The 22,171-nt window shown below is 60.2% G+C and carries 18 protein-coding genes and 3 tRNA genes; 9 read left to right on the top strand and 12 right to left on the bottom strand.

Annotation, left to right across the window (positions count from 1 at the left end):
- Positions 1–24: 24 nt before the first annotated feature.
- Both msrB and EKN07_RS09375 read right to left on the bottom strand, forming a co-directional pair.
- Positions 25–543 carry a peptide-methionine (R)-S-oxide reductase MsrB gene (gene msrB / locus EKN07_RS09380; protein ID WP_205647245.1) on the bottom strand — a complete coding sequence of 173 codons (519 nt, stop codon included), beginning with the start codon at positions 541–543 and terminating at the stop codon, positions 25–27.
- A 366-nt stretch (positions 544–909) separates the two neighbouring features.
- A complete protein-coding gene (locus tag EKN07_RS09375; RefSeq protein ID WP_164546646.1) occupies positions 910–2,733 on the bottom strand; it encodes a mechanosensitive ion channel family protein in 1,824 nt (607 codons plus the stop codon).
- Between the two features lie 505 nt (positions 2,734–3,238).
- Here EKN07_RS09375 and EKN07_RS09370 point away from each other — a divergent pair.
- The 3 genes from EKN07_RS09370 to EKN07_RS09360 all read left to right on the top strand — a co-directional run bounded on the left by EKN07_RS09370 (position 3,239) and on the right by EKN07_RS09360 (position 3,519).
- Positions 3,239–3,311 (top strand) — tRNA-Glu (locus tag EKN07_RS09370).
- A 21-nt stretch (positions 3,312–3,332) separates the two neighbouring features.
- A tRNA-Asp gene (locus tag EKN07_RS09365) sits at positions 3,333–3,406 on the top strand.
- Between the two features lie 37 nt (positions 3,407–3,443).
- Positions 3,444–3,519, top strand: a tRNA-Phe gene (locus EKN07_RS09360).
- A gap of 387 nt (positions 3,520–3,906) precedes the next feature.
- Here EKN07_RS09360 and argE read toward each other — a convergent pair.
- Positions 3,907–5,178: an acetylornithine deacetylase gene (argE, locus tag EKN07_RS09355; RefSeq protein ID WP_126146252.1), complete on the bottom strand. Its 1,272-nt coding sequence runs from the start codon at positions 5,176–5,178 to the stop codon at positions 3,907–3,909.
- Between the two features lie 96 nt (positions 5,179–5,274).
- Between argE and EKN07_RS09350 the strand changes: the two genes are divergently transcribed.
- The 6 genes from EKN07_RS09350 (at position 5,275) to EKN07_RS09325 (ending at position 9,863) form a co-directional block, all read left to right on the top strand.
- Complete coding sequence (locus EKN07_RS09350; protein ID WP_126146251.1) at positions 5,275–6,378, top strand: phosphodiester glycosidase family protein; 1,104 nt, start codon at positions 5,275–5,277, stop codon at positions 6,376–6,378.
- The gene (locus tag EKN07_RS09345; RefSeq protein ID WP_126146250.1) at positions 6,375–7,484 is read left to right on the top strand and encodes a glycosyltransferase; all 1,110 of its coding nucleotides are present in this window, start codon (positions 6,375–6,377) and stop codon (positions 7,482–7,484) included. Before EKN07_RS09350 ends, EKN07_RS09345 begins: the two co-directional genes overlap by 4 nt.
- Positions 7,485–7,762: 278 nt before the next feature.
- Positions 7,763–8,386, top strand: a complete 624-nt coding sequence (locus EKN07_RS09340) for an HAD-IA family hydrolase (RefSeq protein WP_108716287.1) — start codon at positions 7,763–7,765, stop codon at positions 8,384–8,386.
- Between the two features lie 263 nt (positions 8,387–8,649).
- Positions 8,650–9,120, top strand: a complete 471-nt coding sequence (locus EKN07_RS09335) for a phage holin family protein (RefSeq protein WP_164505524.1) — start codon at positions 8,650–8,652, stop codon at positions 9,118–9,120.
- Positions 9,117–9,419 (top strand): DUF3618 domain-containing protein, encoded by a 303-nt coding sequence (locus EKN07_RS09330; RefSeq protein WP_164505525.1) that lies wholly within the window; start codon positions 9,117–9,119, stop codon positions 9,417–9,419. The genes EKN07_RS09335 and EKN07_RS09330 overlap by 4 nt, the downstream gene beginning before the upstream one ends.
- Before the next feature lie 204 nt (positions 9,420–9,623).
- Positions 9,624–9,863, top strand: a complete 240-nt coding sequence (locus EKN07_RS09325; protein WP_126146248.1) for a DUF3073 domain-containing protein — start codon at positions 9,624–9,626, stop codon at positions 9,861–9,863.
- 211 nt (positions 9,864–10,074) lie between these two features.
- Here EKN07_RS09325 and purM read toward each other — a convergent pair whose 3' ends face one another.
- From purM to EKN07_RS09280, 9 genes are all read right to left on the bottom strand, one after another.
- Complete coding sequence (gene purM, locus EKN07_RS09320; RefSeq protein WP_277600508.1) at positions 10,075–11,193, bottom strand: phosphoribosylformylglycinamidine cyclo-ligase; 1,119 nt, start codon at positions 11,191–11,193, stop codon at positions 10,075–10,077.
- Complete coding sequence (gene purF / locus EKN07_RS09315; RefSeq protein ID WP_126146246.1) at positions 11,190–12,809, bottom strand: amidophosphoribosyltransferase; 1,620 nt, start codon at positions 12,807–12,809, stop codon at positions 11,190–11,192. The genes purM and purF overlap by 4 nt, the downstream gene beginning before the upstream one ends.
- 164 nt (positions 12,810–12,973) lie before the next feature.
- Complete coding sequence (locus EKN07_RS09310) at positions 12,974–13,360, bottom strand: sterol carrier family protein (protein WP_240611262.1); 387 nt, start codon at positions 13,358–13,360, stop codon at positions 12,974–12,976.
- A 131-nt stretch (positions 13,361–13,491) separates the two neighbouring features.
- Positions 13,492–16,053: a 5'-nucleotidase C-terminal domain-containing protein gene (locus EKN07_RS09305; protein ID WP_108716292.1), complete on the bottom strand. Its 2,562-nt coding sequence runs from the start codon at positions 16,051–16,053 to the stop codon at positions 13,492–13,494.
- Positions 16,054–16,227: 174 nt separating this feature from the next.
- Entirely contained in the window at positions 16,228–17,568 is a 1,341-nt protein-coding gene (gene gdhA / locus EKN07_RS09300) for an NADP-specific glutamate dehydrogenase (RefSeq protein ID WP_126146245.1), read from the bottom strand.
- A 348-nt stretch (positions 17,569–17,916) separates the two neighbouring features.
- Positions 17,917–18,270 carry a cupin domain-containing protein gene (locus EKN07_RS09295; protein WP_241228166.1) on the bottom strand — a complete coding sequence of 118 codons (354 nt, stop codon included), beginning with the start codon at positions 18,268–18,270 and terminating at the stop codon, positions 17,917–17,919.
- Between the two features lie 304 nt (positions 18,271–18,574).
- Positions 18,575–21,070 carry a phosphoribosylformylglycinamidine synthase subunit PurL gene (gene purL, locus EKN07_RS09290; protein ID WP_126146244.1) on the bottom strand — a complete coding sequence of 832 codons (2,496 nt, stop codon included), beginning with the start codon at positions 21,068–21,070 and terminating at the stop codon, positions 18,575–18,577.
- A gap of 145 nt (positions 21,071–21,215) precedes the next feature.
- A complete protein-coding gene (gene purQ / locus EKN07_RS09285) occupies positions 21,216–21,908 on the bottom strand; it encodes a phosphoribosylformylglycinamidine synthase subunit PurQ (RefSeq protein ID WP_108716295.1) in 693 nt (230 codons plus the stop codon).
- Positions 21,905–22,168, bottom strand: a complete 264-nt coding sequence (locus tag EKN07_RS09280) for a phosphoribosylformylglycinamidine synthase subunit PurS (protein WP_108716296.1) — start codon at positions 22,166–22,168, stop codon at positions 21,905–21,907. The genes purQ and EKN07_RS09280 overlap by 4 nt, the downstream gene beginning before the upstream one ends.
- Positions 22,169–22,171 lie beyond the last annotated feature (3 nt).

Below are 22,171 nucleotides of genomic sequence, written 5' to 3'. Positions count from 1 at the left end.
CTCGACCCCGTTCATCCCGTATCTCTAGAAAACGGTCGACTTGCCCGCCGAGGTCGGCTCGACACTCGACTCAGATGTCTCCTGCCGGTCAGTGCTCTCCTGCCGATCATCAGCCACCTGCTGATCAGCCTCCTGCTGATCTGCCGGTTCGAATGTCAGGCTCACGGAGTTCATGCAGTACCGCTGCCCGGTCGGGGTTTGCGGAGCGTCCGGGAACACATGCCCCAGATGCGAGTCACAACGCGCACAGCGTACCTCCGTGCGCGGATATCCCAGCTTGTAATCGGTAGCCGTTGTCACCGCATCCGAATCTGCCGGGTCGTAGAAGCTCGGCCATCCGCATCCGGATTCAAACTTGGTTTGTGAGCGGAAGAGCTCCTGCCCACATGCGCGGCAGCGATACACGCCTTCCCGGAATTCGTCGAGCAGTTCGCCCGTTCCCGGTCTTTCAGTGCCAGCTTCTCGCAATACATGGAACTCCTGCGGCGAGAGGACCTGCCGCCATTCTTCATCAGTTTGTGGTAGACGCACTTGATCAGCCATGTTTCCGCTTCCCTTTCTACTTCGAGTATGTGACCCAACCATTTCTGGCTTTGCACCTAATGCCGACCTTGTACAAAGCCGCTAGGTGGCGTGTGCGGCGTCCCGAGCAGAGCTTGCGTTCTGCCTGAGCACCCCGCGCACACAGTTCCAACGCGCCTCTGCGCGAATCCAGACCTTCCGCCGAATCTCTCAGCTATGAGCGTAGCCTGCCGACGCCTGGAACAGAAGAATCCAAAGGGACTTCACAGGGCTCCGCGCCGTCCGGACCGACGCGCCCCGTCCGGACCGATTGGAACACGAAGCCGGTTGAAAGATTGTACCTTCCACAGAGCCCTACCCGGGTAGAACCTCGCCCCCATAATCGTGTCAGTCACCCGTGTCTTGTGCCGGATTCCCGAGTGGTTGCTTCATTGTTGACCGGTTTTCATTCTCCGTCTCGGAGAGGTCTTCCCGCCCGGAGTCCGCCTCGATCGCAGCGCGCTCTGCGGTGGTACCAGCAGGTGAAGAAGTCCGCTGCCGATCATCGCGGTGCCGCTCCTCAGTTTCGTCGTCACGACGGTGCCGACGCTCAGCTGCAGCCTCACGTTCCCGCATCGCCTCGTCGCCGGGCCCTGCGAACTCCTGACCGCGTTTCTCCGCCGCAACAGACCCTGTGAAGATCGACGATTCATGCCCAGGCGCGACCATGGTCTCCGTCGGGCCGATTTCGCGTTGCCCCGCAGGCACGCGCGCCGGTCCTACAAGACCAATCTCCTCAACGCTCAGCACACGCGTTTCCGTCAAATCGGCCGCAGTCGGAGCGGGGCCCGAGGTACCATCCCCGGCAAAGGCCGCCTCCGGCGTCGTATCGTCCCCGCGCTGCGGAAGCCTCGCCTGCACGCGTCCGCTGCGCACCTCTTGCTGGCTTGAGTCCTCTGCTTGCCCTTCGGCGCGAGCCTTCACTTCCGGGAAGGGAACTTCATCCGGCGCAACCATGTCCGGCACATCCGTACCGGCATAGTAGCGCATATGCGGCATGGCAGAAGGCGCGTTCTCCTGGATCCAGCGCACCATTTGTTCGCGCACGTAATAGCGCAGATCCGTCAAGGTGGAGGAGTTCTTCGCCGAAAGCAAAGCGGAAACCTGCAGCAGCTCCGAATCAGCGTCGCGAACCTGGAGAATACCGGTATTCCCGTCCCACAGGTCTGTGGACTGCAGAATACGTTCCAATTCCACGCGCATCTGCGGGATCGGCGCCTGCCAATCAAGTTGGAAGTGCACGTAGCCAAGCATCGCAGGCGTGCGGCGCGTCCAGTTTTCGAAGGTCTCCGTGGTCATGAGGGAGGAGGGCACAATCAGGCGACGCCCGTCCCACACCTTAAGAACCACGTACGTCAAAGTAATCTCCTCAACAGTCGAGTACTCCGACTGCCAGATCACGATGTCGCCCACCCTGATGGAATCGGAGAACGCGAGCTGCAGGCCGGCAAATACGTTACCGAGCGTGGCCTGCGCCGCAATACCGGCGACGACGGAGACCAATCCGGCTGACGCGAATACCGATGCTCCGGCCGTGCGGGCACTGGGGAATGTCATAAGAATGCCCGCGAGGCCGAACACCCAAATAACAACCACAATCACGCGATGCAGGATCTGCGCCTGCGTTTGGACCTTGCGGTAGCGCGACTCCCCGGCGGCTTTCACCTGCTTGACGATGGTCTGCTCGGCCCCGTCAACAATAGAGACGATTAGCCAAGTCCCCGCAAAAATGAGCAGGATGAGGAAGGAGTGCTGCGCATACTCCCGCCATTGCGGCTGCTCCTCATTGGCGGCCACGGGAACCGCTATAACCATGCCCACCCAGGCACCTAGCGTGCCCAGCACCAGTTGCAAAGGCTGGACTGCCTTGCGTGCTGAGCCGCGCAGGAATTCGTGCCGCCGAACAATGAACTTGATAACGCCCTGCAGCAAAAAACTGATCAGCAAACCAACAACGATTCCAATGCCGATACGCAGCACCACTCCAAGCACATCTACCGTCGCCTCCACCGCGGTCTCGGCAACGGTGGTGGAATCATCGGCTGGAGTAGCGTCGGGCGAAGGGGACGGTGTGGATGTCACCTGCCGCGCTAATGACGACAAGGCCGACTGAGAAGAGAGCACTCCAGCCAAAAATGTGCTGGGCGCAGACAACACGCTGAGCAACGCCATGCCTTCCAGGTTATTGCACCGGCCTGAGAAGTTACCGCAATGCCCACTGACACTTTCCACACAGTGCACCGACATACACTCAAAAGCCCGGTGTACGTTCCGCCGGTTTGCGCAGTTCAGCCCCGCGCTGGGTGCACTACGGCGAGTGTTGCCGGGTGCTAGCGGATAGTTTCCCGCCAGGTCACGGCTTTGGCACGCAGCTTCCCGCCAGGTCAGGTGGTGTGCCGATAGTGCGGAACGATAGGACGCAAGGACGATAGGACGATAGGACGATAGGACGATAGGACGATAGCGGTGTATTCGAGGCCCGCTGTAGTAGTCAAATCGTCGATTTTTCAAGGCCAATTCGCGCGGCTCTTCCCGGAATCTCCGGGAAGAATCCGACGACAGTCACCGCGGTGAGGAAACACACAGGCCTCTCGATTTTGCACCAAGGCCCCTTCTTCCTCTAAGCTTAACGAGTTCCACCAACACGGTAGCGAACGGATTCGGGCGAAAGCCTTTCGCCCCCATCGTCTAGTGGTCTAGGACATCGCCCTTTCACGGCGACGACACCGGTTCGAACCCGGTTGGGGGTACTGAGGTCAATACCTCGTATTGGCCCCGTAGCGCAGTTGGTTAGCGCGCCGCCCTGTCACGGCGGAGGTCGCGGGTTCAAGTCCCGTCGGGGTCGCGGATAACTGCCCGGGAAACCGGGCATTTGTCTACCAGGCTCTGTAGCTCAGTTGGTAGAGCGTTCGACTGAAAATCGAAAGGTCACCGGATCGACGCCGGTCGGAGCCACCAAGGAAAAACCCGCGTCCAACCATGAGTCATTTGACAACCGGTAACAAGTCATTCGACACCAGACGACGAGTCATTCGACACCACGCAGCGGGTCATTCGGCAGTACGCCTTACATGCAACTCAACAGTGGACCCCACGCATAACTCATTCGACAACCCACCTACCCACCAAACCACCCACACCTGTGCCAGAGACCAGGGTTGGTGCTTGGCACGCGGCATCGGCCTACGAGCGGCGTCGGGAGCCGCCCCTGGCACGTGGTCACGTCCGCCCCTGGCACAAGAAGTGGAGGACTTTTCAAGAAGTGTCGCGAAAAACCCGCATCTTCTTGAAAAACCCGGCACTTCTCGCACACATCCACCCCGCCGCCAGCAACGCGGCCGAGTCCTACTCCGCCAAGTCTGCGATCAAGCGCTGGAAGAACTCCTCCCCCGCCGCGATTTGGTCGAGTTCGATGTACTCATCCGGACCATGAGCCTGCGCAATATCACCCGGTCCGACGACGACAGCGCTCATTCCCGCCGCCTCATAGGTACCCGCCTCGGTGCCGTAGGTGACCTTATCCGCGGTGGCAATAGCCCCCAGGCTCACGGCGTAACGCGCGGCCGCCGATTCGGGTCCGCTCGCCAGGCCAGTAACTTGACCGACCGTCTCCACGGTTACGCCAACCTGCGATACATCTCCGGCAGCTTCGGGCGGCGCATCGGCCTTCATCCTCTCGTCGATGTCCCTCGCTTTTTCGTGCACACGCCGGTGAATCTCGAGTGCATCGACCTGCGGCAGTGTACGGAAGTCGAGCTCCAGGTAGGCTCGGTCCGCCACGGTATTCACCGCCGTGCCACCCTGAACCACGTTGACTCCGCCGGTCGACCACGGCACTCGGAAGCCGTCGTCGAAGGGCCCCTCACTCTGGAAGCGTTCAATGATCTCGGTGTGATACCAGGTGATGAACTCGGCCGCGTACCGGATTGCATTGAGCCCCCGCACCGGTAGCGATGAATGCGAAGCCAGGCCACGGAAGGTCAGTGTAATGACGTTCATGGACTTGTGGGCGCCTATCGCGTGCATGGTGGTCGGTTCGCCCACCAACGCGATATCCGGATGAATATGGAGCTCATCCAGCTTCTCCACCAGTGCGAATGCTCCACGCATGCTCGTGACCTCTTCGTCCCACGTCGCCGCGATATGCAGTGGCCGTGCCAGCCGCGTCTGAGAAATCTGCGGGGCGAGCGCCGCGATGATGCCCAGATAGGACTTCATGTCTGCGGTACCACGGCCGTACAACCTTCCATCGCGCTCCTCAGGCGTGAAGGGATCAGATGTCCACACCTGGCCGTCGACCGGAACGCAGTCCGTATGCCCGGCTACCATGACCCCGCCATCGACCGTGCCATCCACGGCCGGAAAGGTCGCCAATAGGCTGGCATGCAGCCCGTCGGCATCGTCGATGCGATGAATGCGAGCGCCCGCCGCCGCAAATGAACACTCCAATAAGTCGATCGCAGCAAGATTGCTCTTAGCGGACGTGGTGTCCATCGCAACGAGTGCTTCAATGAACGCGCGCGGCGTTGTCGGAATATCCACAAAATTATCAGACTTCGACGCCGTCTTCCGCCCGGTCTCCACCCGATCCGCAGGCGCCTGCTTTCTTTCGCTCATATTTGTATAATAGCGAGGCGCGAAGCGGCGTCTCTTCCAGTCCACCCTCAGATTGCGCCCAGCTTACGGCGGGATTGTAGATGCACACTGCCTGTCATGGAGCATTGTGAAGCAAGCCGTCAAGCGGATGGGAGGAACGGCCCGGCTATTGCACCCAACACCTCTCCGACACGCTCGGAAGCCGAATTCCGGGCGGCTCAACACACCCCCGCGCCACACCCGCGCAGCCTGAAGCGACGCCGAGTCGTTGTAGGTGCCGGCATCCTTACTCTGGCCCTCGTCGGAGGCAGCACCGCCTGGGCGCTCGACCGATACGTCATCGACCACGTCGAAATAGCCGATGTCAGCGCCCTAGAGGCGGGGGCTTCCGCCAGTTGGTCATCGACATCCTCATCCGGCAGCACCGACTCTGAGCAAAGCACTGACACTGCCGACCACACAGCCACGGTAACCTATTCCTCTTACACAGCCTCCAACGCTTCCATCAGCGTTGAAACAGTCACCACGGGCGGTGGCGACAATACCGTGACGTACTACGTGGCCACCGTCAGCGCCTCGGACGGCACGGCTATACGATCAGCCTTCGCCAAGAACTCATACGGCACCAATATCACCGACAAGACCTCAACCATAGCGGAAGAGAATAACGCCATCCTCGCCATCAACGGTGACTACTACGGCTTCCGGGACAGCGGGATCCTCATCCGCAACGGCGTGATATATCGCGACGACGGCGCCCGCACCGGACTTGCCATCTATCGCAATGGAACAATGGCGATTTACGACGAGACCACCACCAGTGCGCAGCAGCTAGTCGACGCCGGCGTGTGGAACACACTCTCTTTCGGTCCTGCCCTGATCGAAAACGGGGAGGCTGTCAGCGGCATTGACTCCGTAGAGATCGACACAAACTTCGGCAATCACTCGATCCAAGGCGAGCAGCCCCGTACGCTGATCGGGCAGAAGCAGGACGGCACATTCGTCTTCGTCGTGATTGACGGACGAGACGAAGGCTACTCGCGCGGTGCCACAATGACGGAGGCTGCACAGATTATGCAGTCGCTTGGATGCGTGATCGCCTACAACCTCGACGGCGGAGGTTCATCAACCATGTACTTCAACGGCGAGGTGATCAACCAACCTTCTAACGGTGGAGAACGGGGAACATCCAACATTCTGTACATCGAGGATCTGTCATGATCGTTCTAATTCCCTCGCTTGAACCCGACCACCGTCTGCCCGCACTCGTCGATGCACTGGCACATCACATACCCGAAGCACACGTCGTGATTGTCGACGACGGCTCGGGAGCGCGCTACGCAGATACCTTCCAGAAGGCCCGCAACGCCGGGGCCACCGTCATCGGGTACGAGGTCAACCGTGGGAAGGGCTTCGCGCTGCGCACAGGTTTCGCCTGGTGCCTCGAACACGCGCCCGATGAGCCGGTGATATGCGCCGACTCCGATGGCCAGCACACTCCGGACGATATCCGCAAGGTGGCATTCGACTTACGGGATCATCCGAACGCCGTCGTTCTCGGCGTGCGCGCCTTCTCCGGTAGGGTCCCCATCCGGTCGCGCATCGGTAACTGGATGAGCGCCCGCTTCTTCCGCCTCGCCAGCGGGCAACGCATCAGCGATACACAGACCGGCCTGCGCGGCTACGGGCCACAGCATCTGGCGCGCCTTCTTGGCATTCCGGGTGATCGCTTCGAGTGGGAACTCCAGGCGCTTCTCGCGGTCGCGCGGGTCGGCCAGGAGATTCGGCAGGTTCCTATCGCCACCGTCTATCACGACGGCAATTCCGGCTCCCACTTCCGCCCCCTGGTTGACTCGTGGCTGGTCTTACGGCCTCTATTGGCGTTCTTCGCCGTTGGCGCCGGGTGCTGGGCGGGTGAAATGCTGCTGTTTCTAGTTCTGCAGTCCCGCTGGGGGATTTTCCCCGCCGTCGTCGCCTCCCGTGTCGTTTCCGGAACTGTCAACTTCGCACTGAACAAGTCGCAAGTATTCCGCGAGCATTCGAGGGAACGTACCGCATTGGAGGCTTTCGAGTACGCCCTCCTGGCAGCAACGCTTGTGACGATAACCGCCCTGGGGGTCCGCGCCCTGGCGTCCATTGGAATCGCGCTGTGGCTGGCCAAACTTCTCATGGACTTCCTCTGCTTGCTGTTGAGTTTCGCGGTGCAGCAGCGGTGGATTTTCGCTCCCCCAACGCTGTCGGCTGCGGACACAGCCGGTGATACCGCCTCCGATGCGCGCGGCACGGCAGCGCCGATCCAGCGTCCGGGCAAATTATCGGCGGGCTAATCGCCTGCCCGCCACACCCCAAGGACCTTAGTGCACGTGTGAGTGCCATCACCGTTTTCACCGCGCCAGAGGAAGCGGTCGTCGCGCCACTGGAGGAGGTGGCCGTGCACTAGAGGCAGCGGGCGGCAGTGGAAGGAGGCCGCCCGGAAACCGAACGGCGCGCGGAGGCCTACCTTCCGGCCAAGACCACAGCCAACAGGAAAGTGAAAGGCGTGTGAGTACCCGGCAGCATGTCTATTTCATGGCCTACGGGCCCGCCAGTTAGGCACAATGGATATATGACCCGTCACATTCTGTGGGACCTTGGCGGTACCCTTATCGACAGCTACCCGCAAATTGATCGCATGCTGCAGGCGTACGTCACGCAATGCGGTGGCACGATTTCGGTTGACGACGTCGCCCACCTGACACGGCATTCCATCGCTTTTGCGATCACAGCTCTGGCAGAACGATTCTCCATCCCACCCGACGACCTGCAGGAGGCCTATACGCTGCTTAAGCGTGCCTGGGAAGTCTCCCCTCCTCCCGTCATGGACGGCGCTCACGACATTCTGGAGCAGGTACGTAGCAAAGGCGGGTTGAATCTCGTTATCACCAACCGCGACCGAGAAAGTGCCCGCGTGTTGCTCAATGCGAGCGGTCTAAAGGTCGACGATCTGATCTGTGCTCCGGATGGCTATGCGCGCAAGCCCGACCCCGACATGTACATCACGATGATGCAGCGGCACGATCTCAACCCGTCAGATTGCCTCGCAGTAGGTGATCGCCCGATCGACGCCGTCGCCGCGCAAGAAGCGGGTATCGAATGCGTCCTCCTCGAAACACCGGGCATACCCCTGGTGGCGGACGCACTTTCCGCCACGCGCATCACGAGCTTGGCGCAATTGAAGTCACAGCTATGAACTCTACTCGTACCGCGCTGAGGTACGCGTCGGCTTACTGAAGCACGAGGTGCCTTGCCGCTATACCGCGTGTGCCCCAGCGCTCATGAACTCGGCCCTCGCCGGAACAATAGGCGCCACATCTTCGCACAGAATAGCTATCGGCGTACTCCGATATTCGCCGTTATGGTCGCCTTCACGGACCAGATCGGGGAGAATAGTCTTGTCTTCAGCCACGGCCCACCGCCCAACGCGGTGGACGCACCGAAAAGGAGCTTACGATCGTGGACACGCAGAAACCCGGCGGGACGGAGCACGAACACCCTGAAGCCGCCCCGGATAAGCCGACGCGCGCGGCTTCCCAGTCATCTAACACGCAACGGTCCATCGGCGAGTTGATCGCGAGTATCTCGGAACAGGCCTCCGCACTGGTTCGCGGAGAAATCGACTACGCCTCCGCGAATCTCAAGGCGAAAATACAGAAACTCGGCATGGGCGGCGTGCTTCTCGCTGTCGCCGCCTTCCTTGCGGTGTTCATCTTCCTGCTTCTGCTGCTAGCAGCTGTGAGTGGATTTGCGAACATCATGCCTGTGTGGGCCGCCTTCCTCACGGTCGCGGGCATTCTCATTGTCCTCGCCGCGATACTCGCCGCCATAGGAGCAGCGCGTCTGAAGGCATCCAAGCGCCACGTGGTCAATCCTAAAGACGGCTTGAGCCAAGACATCGAAGCATTCAAGAGGGGGATCAAAAGGTGAGCGACGCGAAGAACTCGCCGGACAGTAACCAGCGCTCTATCGCGCAGATCGAGGCTGAACTGAGGCGAACCCGTGAAGAGATGACGCAAACCGTCAACGAACTGGCCGGGCGGCTTGATCCGAAAGTCGTCGCAAAAGCCGCTACTGACCAGGCTAAGAAGAAGGCCGCTACGGCCACAACTCGGGTCAAGGCACTTGTCCACGACGCGAAGTCCGGAGATCTGCGCGCCATCGGAATCCTGGCGGGAAGTGTGGTGGTTGTTGTCGGGCTGGGCGTACTGGTCATTTGCCGCCACTGACCAACTGTGCCTGTCCTAACATCTCCCGGGCAAAGCACGTGGTACCGCGCAATACGCGCAGGCAGCAGCCGACCTGCCGTTCTCACCATGGGGTTATGCGTGGCGGGAATTGCCACGTTCGCGGTAAAGTAGATGGGCGAACGGATACGTACATGGGGCCACAGCAGTGTGTGCCCCGCGATGAGGTAAAGGGGGTCGAGCCATATGGGGCGCGGCCGTCAGAAGGCTAAGCAGCGCAAGGTCGCTCGCAATCTCAAGTACTTCACTCCGGATACCGACTATCAGGCCCTTGAGCGCGAGCTGAGGGGGTCTCAGCATCCCGAACCTGAGATGGACGCTTACGCTGAATATGCTGCCAAGTACAACGAAGACTGGGACGACGACGAGTGGGACGCCGACGACGAGTACGGCCGCGACGCCGAGTCCGAGAAGGATGAGCGCTAAACGACGGTTCTTCCACTTCGCATCCAGTGTGTTCTAGACACGGTGGCGCCGTGCCCTGTGAGGGCGCGGCGCCGTCTTGTTGCGCCGAACGACTCCGAGAAGTGCCATGAGCGCGCACTAGTCCGTGAAGCCCACTGCGGGTGATACGCTCATCGGGCCTGTGTAGCTCGACACCATCCCCCATGGCTCACTAGACGCCATCTACCACGGCTCAGCGGTATTCTCCGTGCAGCAGCACACTTCCTCCGGCCACCCCTTTGGTGCCAGAGATCAGCCGCGCCCCGGTGCCCGTCGAGCCATCCACCGCGCCCTCCGCCGAGGCCGAGGTGATACTGCCAACGGGCCACGCCTCGCAGTCGTACTCCCGGCACACTGTTGTCACCGTTTCCACATCATGCGCAGGAAGGACTGCGACCATACCGATTCCCAGGTTCCAGGTGTCCTCAGCGTCACGCCAGTCCACGGAACCGAGCTCGCAGAGCACGCGATACACCGCGGGAACCTCTACCTCTCCACGATCAATATGCGCCTGTAGGCTTACCGGGATGACGCGGGCCAGGTTGGCAGCCAAGCCGCCGCCGGTGACGTGTGAGAATGCGTGAACGTCGCCGCGCGCGGCAAGGTCCAAACACAGCGGAGAATAAAGCCTCGTTGGTTCCAAGAGCTCTTCGCCCAGTGTGCGCCCGAATTCCGGGACCTCCTTGTCCAGCTTCCACCCGGCGTCGGCCACGATGCGGCGAACCAGGGAGTACCCGTTGGAATGCAAACCGGATGCCGCCATTGCGACGATGACATCTCCTTCCTGCACCCGCTGCGCTCCGAGTACCGCATCGGCTTCCACGACGCCGGTTGCCGCCCCCGCAATGTCATAGTCGTCGGGTTCCATAACGCCGGGATGCTCGGCCGTCTCCCCTCCCAACAGCGGTACCTTCACGTATTCACATGCCAGTGCCACTCCTCGCACAATGTCGGCGATACGCTCCGGGATAACGCGACCGCAGGCGATATAGTCGGTCATCAAAAGCGGGCGTGCACCGACAACAGCGATATCATCAACAACCATGCCGACAAGATCTTGACCAATGGTGTGATGCACGCCCATGGCCTGTGCAATGGCTATTTTGGTACCCACACCGTCAGTGGAGGTGGCCAGCAACGGCCGTCGATAATTCCGCAGTGCGGAGGCGTCTATCATGCCGGCAAAACCACCGACCGCGTCGACGACGTCGGCTGTCATCGTACTGGCGATAGCGGAACGCATCAGCTCGACGGCGTTGTCTCCTGCTTCCGTATCAACGCCAGCGGCCGCATAGGCATTCTGCCCGTTCACAATTCCTCCGTCTCCTCGCCGCCGCGATTCTCCTGTTCTAGGGGCGGCCTCTTAACACTGCCCCGTGCGTGGTTGATCTGCCCGCGCAGCGACGTTTCTCTTGCGATATCGGCAGTCGCGGCGGTCAAAACTGGATCAGCACCGGTGGCCTGGGCAACACGGGTGACATCGATGGGATACTTGCCAGTGAAACAGGCACTGCACAGCTCGGCAAAGGGTTGGCGGGTAGCCTCCACCATCCCCCCGAGGCTGATATAACCCAGAGAGTCCGCCCCCAAAGACTCGCATACCTCGTTGACATCCCTGCCGTTGGCGATCAGTTCGGCGCGCGTGGCGAAGTCGATTCCGAAAAAGCATGGCCACTTCACGGAAGGTGAGGAAATTCGCACGTGGACTTCGCTTGCACCGGCCTCACGGAGCATGCGGACCAGTGCCCGTTGCGTATTACCCCGCACGATAGAGTCATCGACGACGACGAGCCGTTTCCCTTCGATCACTTCCCGCATCGGGTTCAGCTTGAGAAGAATTCCGCGTTGCCTACTCAATTGTGTCGGCTGTATGAATGTCCGCCCAACGTAAGCGTTCTTTACGAGTCCCTGGCCGTATGGGATCCCCGATTCCTGTGCGTAGCCGATGGCGGCAGGTGTACCCGAATCCGGAGTTGCCATTACCAGGTCCGCCGCCACGGGGTGCTCCCGGGCCAGTATTCGCCCCATTTCCAGCCGCGCGGAATTGACGGATCTGCCTGCAATAGCGGTGTCGGGCCGGGCCAAATACACATATTCGAAGATGCAGCCCGCCCGTTCAGGCGACGCCCACGTACGAGAATGCAGTCCGGCGTCGTCGACAACAATCAACTCACCGGGTTCAACTTCACGTACAAAGACGGCGCCCACGATATCCAGCGCGGCTGTCTCCGACGCCACCACCCAGCCACTGCCAAGACGCCCCAGGACCAGCGGGCGGAAGCCATGCCTGTCCCGAGCCGCGTACAGACGCGTCTCGTCCATGAAGGTCACTGAAAAGGCACCCTCCAGGCGGGGTAGGAGACGGAGCAAGCCGTCCTCCAGGCTCTGCATCTCAGCGCTTCCATCGAAGACGGAATCGTGAAGATTGTCTTGTCCCATCAGCGTCAACAGCATCGTCATGACGGCCGTATCCGTGGAACTCCCGCGCCCCAACTCGGCGCTGAGATCGTCGCCGGATAGTTCGTGAATTCGTGCAACCAGATCGCTGGTGTTGGTCAAGTTACCGTTGTGGGCAACGGCGACTGTGCCGAATGCCGTCGGTCCGAGCATGGGTTGCGCGTTCTCCCACTCGGAGCGTCCCGTGGTGGAGTAGCGTACATGCCCCAGGCAGATATGGCCGCGCAGCGTTTTGAGATTCTGATCGTCAAATACCTGTGACACCAAGCCCATGTCTTTGTACACGAGGATTGTGTTCCCGTCGGAGGCGGCAATGCCAGCCGATTCCTGCCCACGATGTTGCAACGCGTAGAGGCCGTAGTAGGCCAGCTGAGCTACCTCCAACCCCGGTGCGAATACACCGAAGACGCCGCATTCATCCTGCGGCTTCACACTCGAAAGCCCGGCGCTCAGGCGCCCATCGCCTTTCACCGTCCCATCGTCTCACACCATCGCAAGCTCGGCACATGCCGTTCACGGAACGGCATTGTGTTTCTCGCACACCTCACGGGGAGGGGCATTTCTCCCCCACCGAGCAGACTGTAGTGTTACTGCATAGCACGCCACCTGAGCCCTCTACCGACTTCGTGCATCCCTCAGCCCTTCACAGTCCAACGACGTAAGACGGCACTGCTAAACAATGGCATGAACTCGGTGAGGTCCGCCCGCGTTCCCGACGCGCTGACCCGGCCGGTGGCAACGGCTTGCTCCCACGCCGCATTTCCGACGCACAGGTCTAGCCATGTTTGGCCGTCAAGTTCGACCACATTTGGCGGCGTGCCACGCCGGTGCCGGACACCCTCCAGTACTTGCACCGCACCGATGTAGGGTACCCGGATCTCCACGCTTCGGCCGGGATAACGCTCAGCGATTTCTTCCAGGCAGAATCGCGCTGCGGTTCGTAGCTGCCCCGAAGAAAGCGCCTCGCCCGCTGCGAAACGGCCCACTGTTCGCATTCCCTCGTCGACATCAATTTTGCGCATATCACAAGGCTAGTCGATGCAGTGGCACACAATGGGGCCAGGCGGCATAACCACCTGGCCCCATTTCTGTATCTAGGCGTCGTGGCGGAGACGTTGCCAGCGGCTAGCCAGCAAAGTCACCCGCGAAGCGGCTAGCGCACCGCGAAAGTATCCACCTTATTTCCGTTGAAATCACCGGAGAGGACAACCGAAGAACTAGATACATCCGCCAGTTTGACCGGTGTCGCTCCTCCGCCACGCTCCGCGTTACTCACATAGACGGTATTGCCGCGCAACACGGAAACAGTGTCCTTACCGTCACCGTCCCAGTCACCAACCAGAGGCTTATCACTAGTGTGCCCGAAGGCGAAGGAGTAGTCGGCGTTTCCACCGGCGAGTTCATTCTTGATGTAGTAGCCGTTGGCGCGTTTAACCGCCACTGTATCCTTGCCGTCGCCATCGAAGTCACCTGCGAGCGCTTCATCGGTGGCACGTCCAAAATGGAAGACCTCCGAGGCGTTGCCGCCGCTCAGGGTGTTGTTGATGTACACCGTGTTACCACGGCGAACCGCGATGGTGTCCTTACCGTCACCGTCCCAGTCACCAACCAGCGGCGTATCGGACTCCCGTCCGTAGGCGAATACCGTTGTTGCCGCTCCGCCGTCGAACGAATCAGAAATAAAGTAGAGTTCCCCACGCTTAACAGCCGGAGTATCAATACCGTCGCCATTCCAGTCACCAACCAGCGGCGTATCGGAGGCGCGACCATAGTTGACATACTGGTCGGCCACGCCATCACCATCGGTATCGATCTGGAAGGTGTTTGGATGGATGACGGGCTTCTCCGGTGCTGCCGCAGCGGCAACCTCGACCTGCATAGTGAAGTCTGTGGGCTCGGCGACGATACGCAGTTCATGCGTACCGGCAGTCACCGACTCCGGGATGGTCACGGAGACGGTCGCTTGACCTGTCTCATCGCGGTTCGGGGTCACGGTATTGTCCACCGTGGCGGTCCCCAACTCCTGACCATCCAAATACAGCGTCACCTTCTCGGGCTTCGGTTCAACAGAGGTCATGGACAGCGAGGAAAGAGCGATATCAGCACTCTTCCCGGCCGTCAGGTTCGAAACACCGGACACGCCGATGGAGTGCTGTTCGTAGGTCACCTTATAATTCGGATTTGCCTCAAGGAAGAGGTTGAACACATCATTGTCGATCAGGCCTGTGTCGTTGTAGTTCAGACCTTCCTTCAAAACGTTGAATCCATCACCGCCTGCGATGAGGAATTGGTTGGACACCACGGTGTAGAGCTTGGAGGTGTCGGATCGATCCAAGAGTTCACCGTTCAGGTAAACGCCAGTCACCTTGGATCCCACTGGTGCAGTGGGATCGTAGGTGTAAGTGATCGACTTGGACATTCCCAGGCGCAGAATGGGCCGCGCCGCCTCCGGATTGGCATTCCACTGCTCCTCGAAGAGGGTGTATACCTGCGCAGAATTCAGTTGGATCGTCGTGTATGTGTTACCGAAAGGCTGCATGGTGTACGACTCTTCCAAAGTGATCTCGCCGTCACCATTCGGATCTAGATCGGCGCGCACACCGCCCGGATTCATGATGCCAAAGTCCGCCTTTTGCGCCATTCCTTGCGAGTACTGGTAGAAAGCCTCAGCAATCAGATTATTTGCAGAGAACTCGGCGCCGCGGTTAGCACCCAGGTCGGTACCATTGTTCGTCCCGCGGTTGGCGACACCATCAATAGAACCGACAACCCTAGCACCTAGGATCTTCGCCTTTTCAGCTGCCTTTTCGTACAGGGCCTGAATGGTGGCATCCACACCATCGTTATCGCTAACACCAAGGTTCTCCGCCTTTGTAGAGACGAGTTTACCGGCGTTCTTGTCGTACACGAACGAGATCTTCGCTAACAGAGAGCCAAAGCACTCCGGTTCAATAACCGGAGCGCCGGAAGCAGTTTCCCTGTACTTATCCTGATGGGTGTGGCCTGCAACTACCGCATCAACATTCGGTCCCACTTTGGCACCAAAGTCGACATCTGCGTGCATTAGTGCCACAACGATATCCGCTTCTCCATTGGTTTCGTCACCATCCTTGAGAATTGCGGCATACTTGTCCGTGGCGGCTACAGGATCTGTAACGGTCAAACCTTCAATACCCGACGGCGAAACGAGAGTGGGAAGGTCGTCTGTAACCGTGCCAACGAAGCCGACCCGCACCCCAGATGGCGTTCGTAACACTGCGAATGGGGGAACAACGGAGGGATCCACGCCATCCACATTCGCGGACAGCCAAGGATAGTTACTTGACGGGGCAATGCGATCAATGAGATCGCTGTATCCCTTATCAAACTCGTGATTGCCCACCGATGTAACATCGAGCTTCATCGCGTTCATGATCTCTAAGGTTGGGGTGTCGTTATCAATCGACGACACGTAGGCCGACCCACCAACCAAGTCGCCATTGGCGGCAAAGATCGTGTCGGGATTAGCAGCACGCATTTCGTTGACTTTGGCTGAGAGCGCACCTGCCGTTTCAATATGCCCATGCAGATCGGAAATCGCTGCAATATCAACAGTGACGGTGCCATCCCCATTGTCAGTGGCACCCGCCGGCAAGGCCGTGAGGCCCAAGCCGCCCAGCGTGAAAGCGACTAAGGCACCCACTGCGCGACCGCCGCGCGTGAATACGTCGGACATGTGTGTGTTCCTTTCTTGGAAAGCCTGACCACACAAGCCTAACCGGTAAAGGTGTCCCTAGTCACCTCATTAATGAAGAAGGCTGCAAAAACGCCGCCCGCCGATTTACCGGCGGGCGGCACTACCCAGAAGGTCATCATTCGGTGCGACAAGCCCGAGCCTGCCGCCTGCTGATCACACCAGTCCCTGCTGAATCATTGCGTCGGCGGTCTTCTGGAACCCTGCCGCGTTCGCGCCGAGCACGTAGTCGCCGGGATGGCCGAACTCGTCGGCGGCCGCTAGGCAGGTATCGTGAATACTCGCCATAATCTCGGACAACTTGCCGACGGTAGTGTCAAAGCTCCACTGTTGGCGAGCCGAGTTCTGCTGCATCTCCAGCGCGGAGGTTGCGACACCGCCGGCATTAGCGGCCTTACCCGGGGCGTACAGGATTCCCGCCTCTCGATACACGTTGATTGCCTCCGGCGTCGAGGGCATATTCGCACCCTCCGCCACAAGCTTCACGCCGTTATTGGCGAGCGCCTTGGCGGCGTCTTCATCGATCTCGTTCTGGGTGGCGCAAGGCAAAGCGATATCAGCGCCTTCAATGGTCCACACCTTTTCACCGGTTCGTAGCTGTGCACCGGGGCGCGCCGCCGCATAGTCGGCCACCCTACCACGCTGGACCTCCTTGACCTGCTTGAGCAGGTCAAAATCAATGCCGTCGGGATCATAAACAGACCCGGAGGAATCGGAGATTGACACAACCCTCGCACCTTCGGCCTGGGCGCGCTGCACAGCGTAGATCGCCACATTACCGGAGCCGGAGACTAGTACCGTCTTACCTTCGAGAGACTCTCCCTGCGTGGCGAGCATGGCCTTTGCGAACATGACTGTGCCGTAGCCGGTGGCCTCGGTTCGGCCGAGCGAGCCGCCCCAGCCCAGGGCCTTGCCCGTCAGCACTCCGGCGTCGAAGCGATTTCGCAGGCGCTTGTACTGGCCGAACAGATAGCCGATCTCGCGGCCGCCCACGCCAATATCGCCGGCCGGCACGTCGGTGTCCGGGCCGATGTGGCGCGAAAGTTCAGTCATAAAGGACTGGCAGAAGCGCATCACTTCACGATCTGACTTGCCATGCGGGTCGAAATCCGAGCCGCCCTTGCCACCGCCAATGCCCTGACCGGTCAGAGCATTCTTGAAGATCTGTTCAAAACCGAGGAACTTAATAATACCGAGGTTGACGGATGGATGGAATCGCAGTCCGCCCTTGTAGGGTCCAAGTGCAGAATTGAATTCGACACGGAACCCACGATTGACGTGGATGTTCCCTTCGTCGTCTTCCCATGGCACGCGGAAAATGAGCTGACGCTCCGGCTCAACGATTCGCTCCAGGATAGCTTCATCCAGGTATTCGGGACGAGCTGCGAGCACCGGCTCAAGCGACTCCAGAACCTCCCCAACGGCCTGGTGGAACTCCGGTTCAGCGGGGTTGCGCGCGATAACTGCGCTGTGAATGCGTTCGATACGATCGTCCATGAAATCACTCCTTCACGGTAGGTACCAACAAAGCTCGACCGTCATAAGACCACGGACCGCGTGCATCGCTCCGGTGGCAGCCGCCCCAGCGGCAATACCTGCTAGCAGCGGCTCATTTCCCTACAAACACGCAGCGCGTATTCCGCGTCTCGGCCGACCGGCTTCGCTTCCACCTTTGTTTTACTCCGGTGAAACAGCCCGCCGGTTCCGTGTCCAGATTACGACGACGTAGATGAAGCCGCTAGCGCTACCACCTTAAGTTCACGTCCGGTCAAAGGGCGTTGTACACCTCATCCGAGACGGGCTCGCACCATTCGGTACTCGTGCCCTCGCCCGGCAGCTCGATGGCTATGTGGGAGAACCAGGCGCCTTTTTGGCGCCGTGCCAGTGCTTTACGTTAGCCGGAAAAACGGCTACGGAGCCGGGCTCGAGGCTGACCGGTTCCTCCCCTTCGATCTGGCACCAGCCGGACCCAGCGGTGCAAACAATGATCTGCCCGCCTCCCCGCGTGGCGTGGTGGATATGCCAACTATTGCGACAACCCGGCTCGAAGGTGACATTTACCATAAAGAGCGGGTCCTCATCCGGTGGCGTCAACGGATTTAGGTACGACTGCCCGATGAAGTATTGTGCATAGGCATCATTGGGGGCACCGAGTCCAAATACGTTTTGCGCGGCGAACTCATCACGATTCGATGTCACAGGATCTCTCCTCACTCCATTGCTAAGGAACTGCTCCATCCTACGCCCCGGGAAAAGTATCAAACAGGCACCACGAGTACCTGCCACCGCGGTGGAAGCAGCGCCGCGCACAGTGGGGACAGTACCCGGCCTCTTCGTCTTCTCAAATATCCGGTCCCGCAAGCTCCTTCGTGCAAAACGGGTGAACACAGTACACGAACCGATGATCGCGGCAGACGTCAGTCTGAGCGCGACGTCGAGCCGGACGTTCCGGGCAGCACACCGAGCCGAACGACCAGCGCGACCCGAACCACCCCGAGTCCGGCTATGTGAACAACGCGGGAAGAACCGCTTCGCTACTCGCACGAAGTGCAGCGACATCGAAAACGAGGGCTTCTGTTGCCGTACCTTGCCCCTCCGCCGGGGTAATCGCGAGGATTTCGCCACCGGTTGTGCCAATACGCACCATGGGGACTCCCTCCGCTTGCGCTGCAGCCCGCACGGCGGGAAGAAATCCTTCCGGTACGGCCACCAGTGCACGCCCCTGCGACTCCGAGAACAGTGCTGTGAATGAGTCAATACCCACTTGCGAACACACCGATGCCAAATCAATCGACGCGCCGATACCGCATCGCGTGGTCATGTCGGCAAGCGCCTGAATGAGCCCGCCCGTGGAGAGATCATGCGCCGCGTGGGTAATTCTGCCCATTCCCTGCGTATCGGCGTCATGCAGTGCGAGCAGCACCCGCCCGAGCGCCTGCTCGGCCGCCAAGTCCACGCGGGGTGGGCGGCCACCTACATGACCGTGGACAATACGCGCCCAGGCGGATCCGTCAAGCTCCGCCGCCGTGGCACCAAGCAGTATGATCGCAAGCCCTTCCTCCTGGAACCCGGAGGGCACCGCAGTGGTGGTATCGGCCATAACGCCAAGCACACCCACAACCGGCGTCGGATTGATTGATGTGGTCGGGCGGGCGGCTGCGCCGACTTCGCCTTCCGGCCCGGTGCTGGAAGGCGCGTGGGTCTCCCCCGCCGGGTCGGAAGGCCCGGATGTATCGGCATCCTCTGCCGTGCCGACTCCTCCCGATGAGTTGTAAAGCGAGACGTTCCCCCCAGTCACCGGTATACCGAGAGCCTGGCACGCGTCTGCCATCCCCTCCATCGCTGTAACCAACTGCCACATTGCCGCCGGGTCCTCCGGGTTGCCGAAATTCAGGCAGTCCGTCACGGCGAGCGGCTTCGCACCTACCGTGCACACATTGCGATATGCCTCGGCCACCGCCTGCTGCGCACCGGCGTACGGGTCCAGTAGGGTGTACCAGCCATTGGCGTCGGTGGAGATTGCTATGCCGAGTCCGGTCTGTTCGTCAACGCGGACCACGCCAGCGTCGTCAGGCTGTGCCAGGGCCGTATTGCCACGCACGAATCTGTCATATTGGTCCGTCACCCATGCCTTCGAGGCCTGATTAGGATCTGTGAGGACCTGCAGAATCTGTTCGCGCAACTCCGCAGTGTTAGTCGGCGTCGGTAAATTCCTAGCCGAATTGGCCTGCAATGTATCCTGCCACGTCGGCCGCGCATATGCCCGATCATATACCGGCCCGTCAACCGCCACGGTGGAAGGGTCGACGTCGACAATGCGGTGGCCATTGTGGTCGATACGCAGGCGGGCGTCGCTCGTCACCTCTCCGATAATGGCAGTCTCCACCTCCCACTTGCGTGTGACGGCCAAGAAGTCGGCGATCTTCTCCGGGCTGACGATCGCCATCATCCGTTCCTGCGACTCACTCATCAAGATCTCACCGGCGCTCAAGGACGGATCGCGCAGCAACACCTTCTCCAGATCGATATGCATACCGGAATGACCATTGGCCGCCAGCTCACTTGTGGCACAGGAAATCCCGGCCGCTCCCAGATCTTGGATAGCCTCCACTACTCCGGCCGAGAAGAGTTCAAGGCAGCACTCGATGAGCACCTTCTCCATGAAGGGATCACCGACCTGCACCGAGGGCCGCTTGCTTGGCATGCCGCCGTCGAAGGTCTCCGAGGCAAGAATCGAGGCTCCACCAATGCCATCACCCCCGGTCCGAGCTCCAAATAGCACGACCTTGTTTCCCACCCCTTCCGCGTTGGCGAGGTGAATATCGCCGTGCCGCATCACGCCAACGCACAGGGCATTAACCAAAGGATTCCCCTGATACGACGGGTCAAACTCGGTTTCACCACCGATGTTGGGCAGGCCCAGGCAGTTGCCGTAGCCGCCGACTCCGGCGACGACGCCGTGCACCATGCGGGCGGTATCGGGGTGATCGACGGCGCCGAAGCGCAGCTGGTCCATAACCGCCACGGGGCGCGCACCCATGGCAATAATGTCGCGCACGATACCGCCAACTCCGGTCGCCGCACCCTGATACGGCTCTACAAAACTCGGATGATTATGCGATTCCACCTTGAAGGTCACCGCCCACCCGCCGCCAATGTCGACGACGCCCGCGTTTTGCCCCATGCCTACCAGAAGGTGCTCACGCATGGCGGCTGTCGTTTTCCGCCCGAATTGTTCACCCAAATGTTTCTTCGAAGACTTGTAGGAGCAGTGCTCTGACCACATGACAGAGTACATGGACAACTCGGCGATAGTTGGGCGCCTGCCAAGGATGCTGCGAATCCGCTGGTACTCATCCTCTTTCAGTCCCAGCTCCCTCCACGGCATCTGCTGATCGGGAGTTGCTGCGGCATTGTCCACGGTGTCGTAGTTCTGGGTGACTGTGGGTTGCCCGGATGATTCCGGCGACCGGGCGGATTCAATCTGTGAGAAAGCCATTAACCTCTCCAATCGAAAGTGCGATTGCCCTAGTGCGCAACATGCAACAAGCGGATGACATGCTCCACCGCGCGCTGGCTCCGAACGTGGCGCGTGCTCGCCACGCATATCGCAGCGTGATCGGCCGTGCCGCGCACTCGTACCGTCATGAGACCAGTTCCGTGAGAACAGAGGTGAAGAAGCGCAAGCCGTCGGTGCCGGTTCGCAGCCCTTCACGGCCCGCCGGTCCGAAGCCTCGTTCAACGGCGTGTTCCGGGTGCGGCATAAGACCGACAACGTTACCCGCTGCGGAGCAGATTCCGGCAATATCGTGCACCGAACCATTGGGATTCGTTCCCGCATATCGGAAAACTACCCGCCCCTCGTCTTCCAGTTGCCTGATTACCGCTGCCGGTGCCTGAAAGGAGCCCTCGCCGTTCTTCAGCGGGATGACGATGTGCTCGTTGGTTTCGAACTGGCGCGTCCAAGGAGTGGCAGTGTTCTCCACAACGAGCTCCTGCTCACGGCAAATGAAACGCTGGTGGTCATTGCGAATAAGCGCTCCCGGCAACAGGTGCGATTCGCAGAGAATCTGGAAGCCGTTGCAGATCCCTAGAACAGGGAGCCCGCGTCCGGCGGCTTCAACCACTGCGGTCATCACCGGCGCAAGTGCTGCGATTGCGCCGCAGCGCAGATAGTCACCATAGGAGAATCCGCCCGGAAGGACAACGGCGTCCACACCATGCAAGTTATCCGAGGCGTGCCAGAGGGAAATCGCCTCGCCGTCGGCAATGCGGACAGCACGCGCTGCGTCGTCGTCGTCCAAGGTTCCCGGGAAGGTGACAATCCCGATCCTCACTGCCCCGGCTCCTCATCCGCCTCGTATACGGCCACGACATCTTCAATAATCGGATTGGACAGTACCGTCTGCGCGGCCTGCCTCGCCGCATCGAGCGTTGCTTCAGTCACCACGCCCTGAACCGTCAATTCAAAACGCTTGCCCTGCCGTACATCGGTAAACGGGCTACTGCCTTGGCGGTTCAATGCTCCGCCCACGGCCTTCCCCTGCGGGTCAAGAATCTCCGGTTTTGGCATGACTTCCACGATAATGCGTCCCATGCG

It is taken from the genome of Actinobaculum sp. 352, assembly GCF_003957265.1.
Classification (GTDB): Bacteria; Actinomycetota; Actinomycetes; order Actinomycetales; family Actinomycetaceae; genus Asp313.
The sequence above is the reverse complement of the archived record's forward strand: the minus strand, read 5'-3'. Positions and strand labels throughout refer to the sequence as shown.

What these genes read in the sequence shown, in the direction of transcription:
- msrB (WP_205647245.1), bottom strand. Translation starts at nt 543, where the DNA reads ATGGCTGATCAAGTGCGTCTACCACAAACTGATGAAGAATGGCGGCAG.
- EKN07_RS09375 (WP_164546646.1), bottom strand. Translation starts at nt 2,733, where the DNA reads ATGGCGTTGCTCAGCGTGTTGTCTGCGCCCAGCACATTTTTGGCTGGA.
- argE (WP_126146252.1), bottom strand. Translation starts at nt 5,178, where the DNA reads ATGAGCGAAAGAAAGCAGGCGCCTGCGGATCGGGTGGAGACCGGGCGG.
- EKN07_RS09350 (WP_126146251.1), top strand. Translation starts at nt 5,275, where the DNA reads ATGGAGCATTGTGAAGCAAGCCGTCAAGCGGATGGGAGGAACGGCCCG.
- EKN07_RS09345 (WP_126146250.1), top strand. Translation starts at nt 6,375, where the DNA reads ATGATCGTTCTAATTCCCTCGCTTGAACCCGACCACCGTCTGCCCGCA.
- EKN07_RS09340 (WP_108716287.1), top strand. Translation starts at nt 7,763, where the DNA reads ATGACCCGTCACATTCTGTGGGACCTTGGCGGTACCCTTATCGACAGC.
- EKN07_RS09325 (WP_126146248.1), top strand. Translation starts at nt 9,624, where the DNA reads ATGGGGCGCGGCCGTCAGAAGGCTAAGCAGCGCAAGGTCGCTCGCAAT.
- EKN07_RS09310 (WP_240611262.1), bottom strand. Translation starts at nt 13,360, where the DNA reads ATGCGCAAAATTGATGTCGACGAGGGAATGCGAACAGTGGGCCGTTTC.
- EKN07_RS09305 (WP_108716292.1), bottom strand. Translation starts at nt 16,053, where the DNA reads ATGTCCGACGTATTCACGCGCGGCGGTCGCGCAGTGGGTGCCTTAGTC.
- gdhA (WP_126146245.1), bottom strand. Translation starts at nt 17,568, where the DNA reads ATGGACGATCGTATCGAACGCATTCACAGCGCAGTTATCGCGCGCAAC.
- purL (WP_126146244.1), bottom strand. Translation starts at nt 21,070, where the DNA reads ATGGCTTTCTCACAGATTGAATCCGCCCGGTCGCCGGAATCATCCGGG.
- EKN07_RS09280 (WP_108716296.1), bottom strand. Translation starts at nt 22,168, where the DNA reads ATGGGACGCATTATCGTGGAAGTCATGCCAAAACCGGAGATTCTTGAC.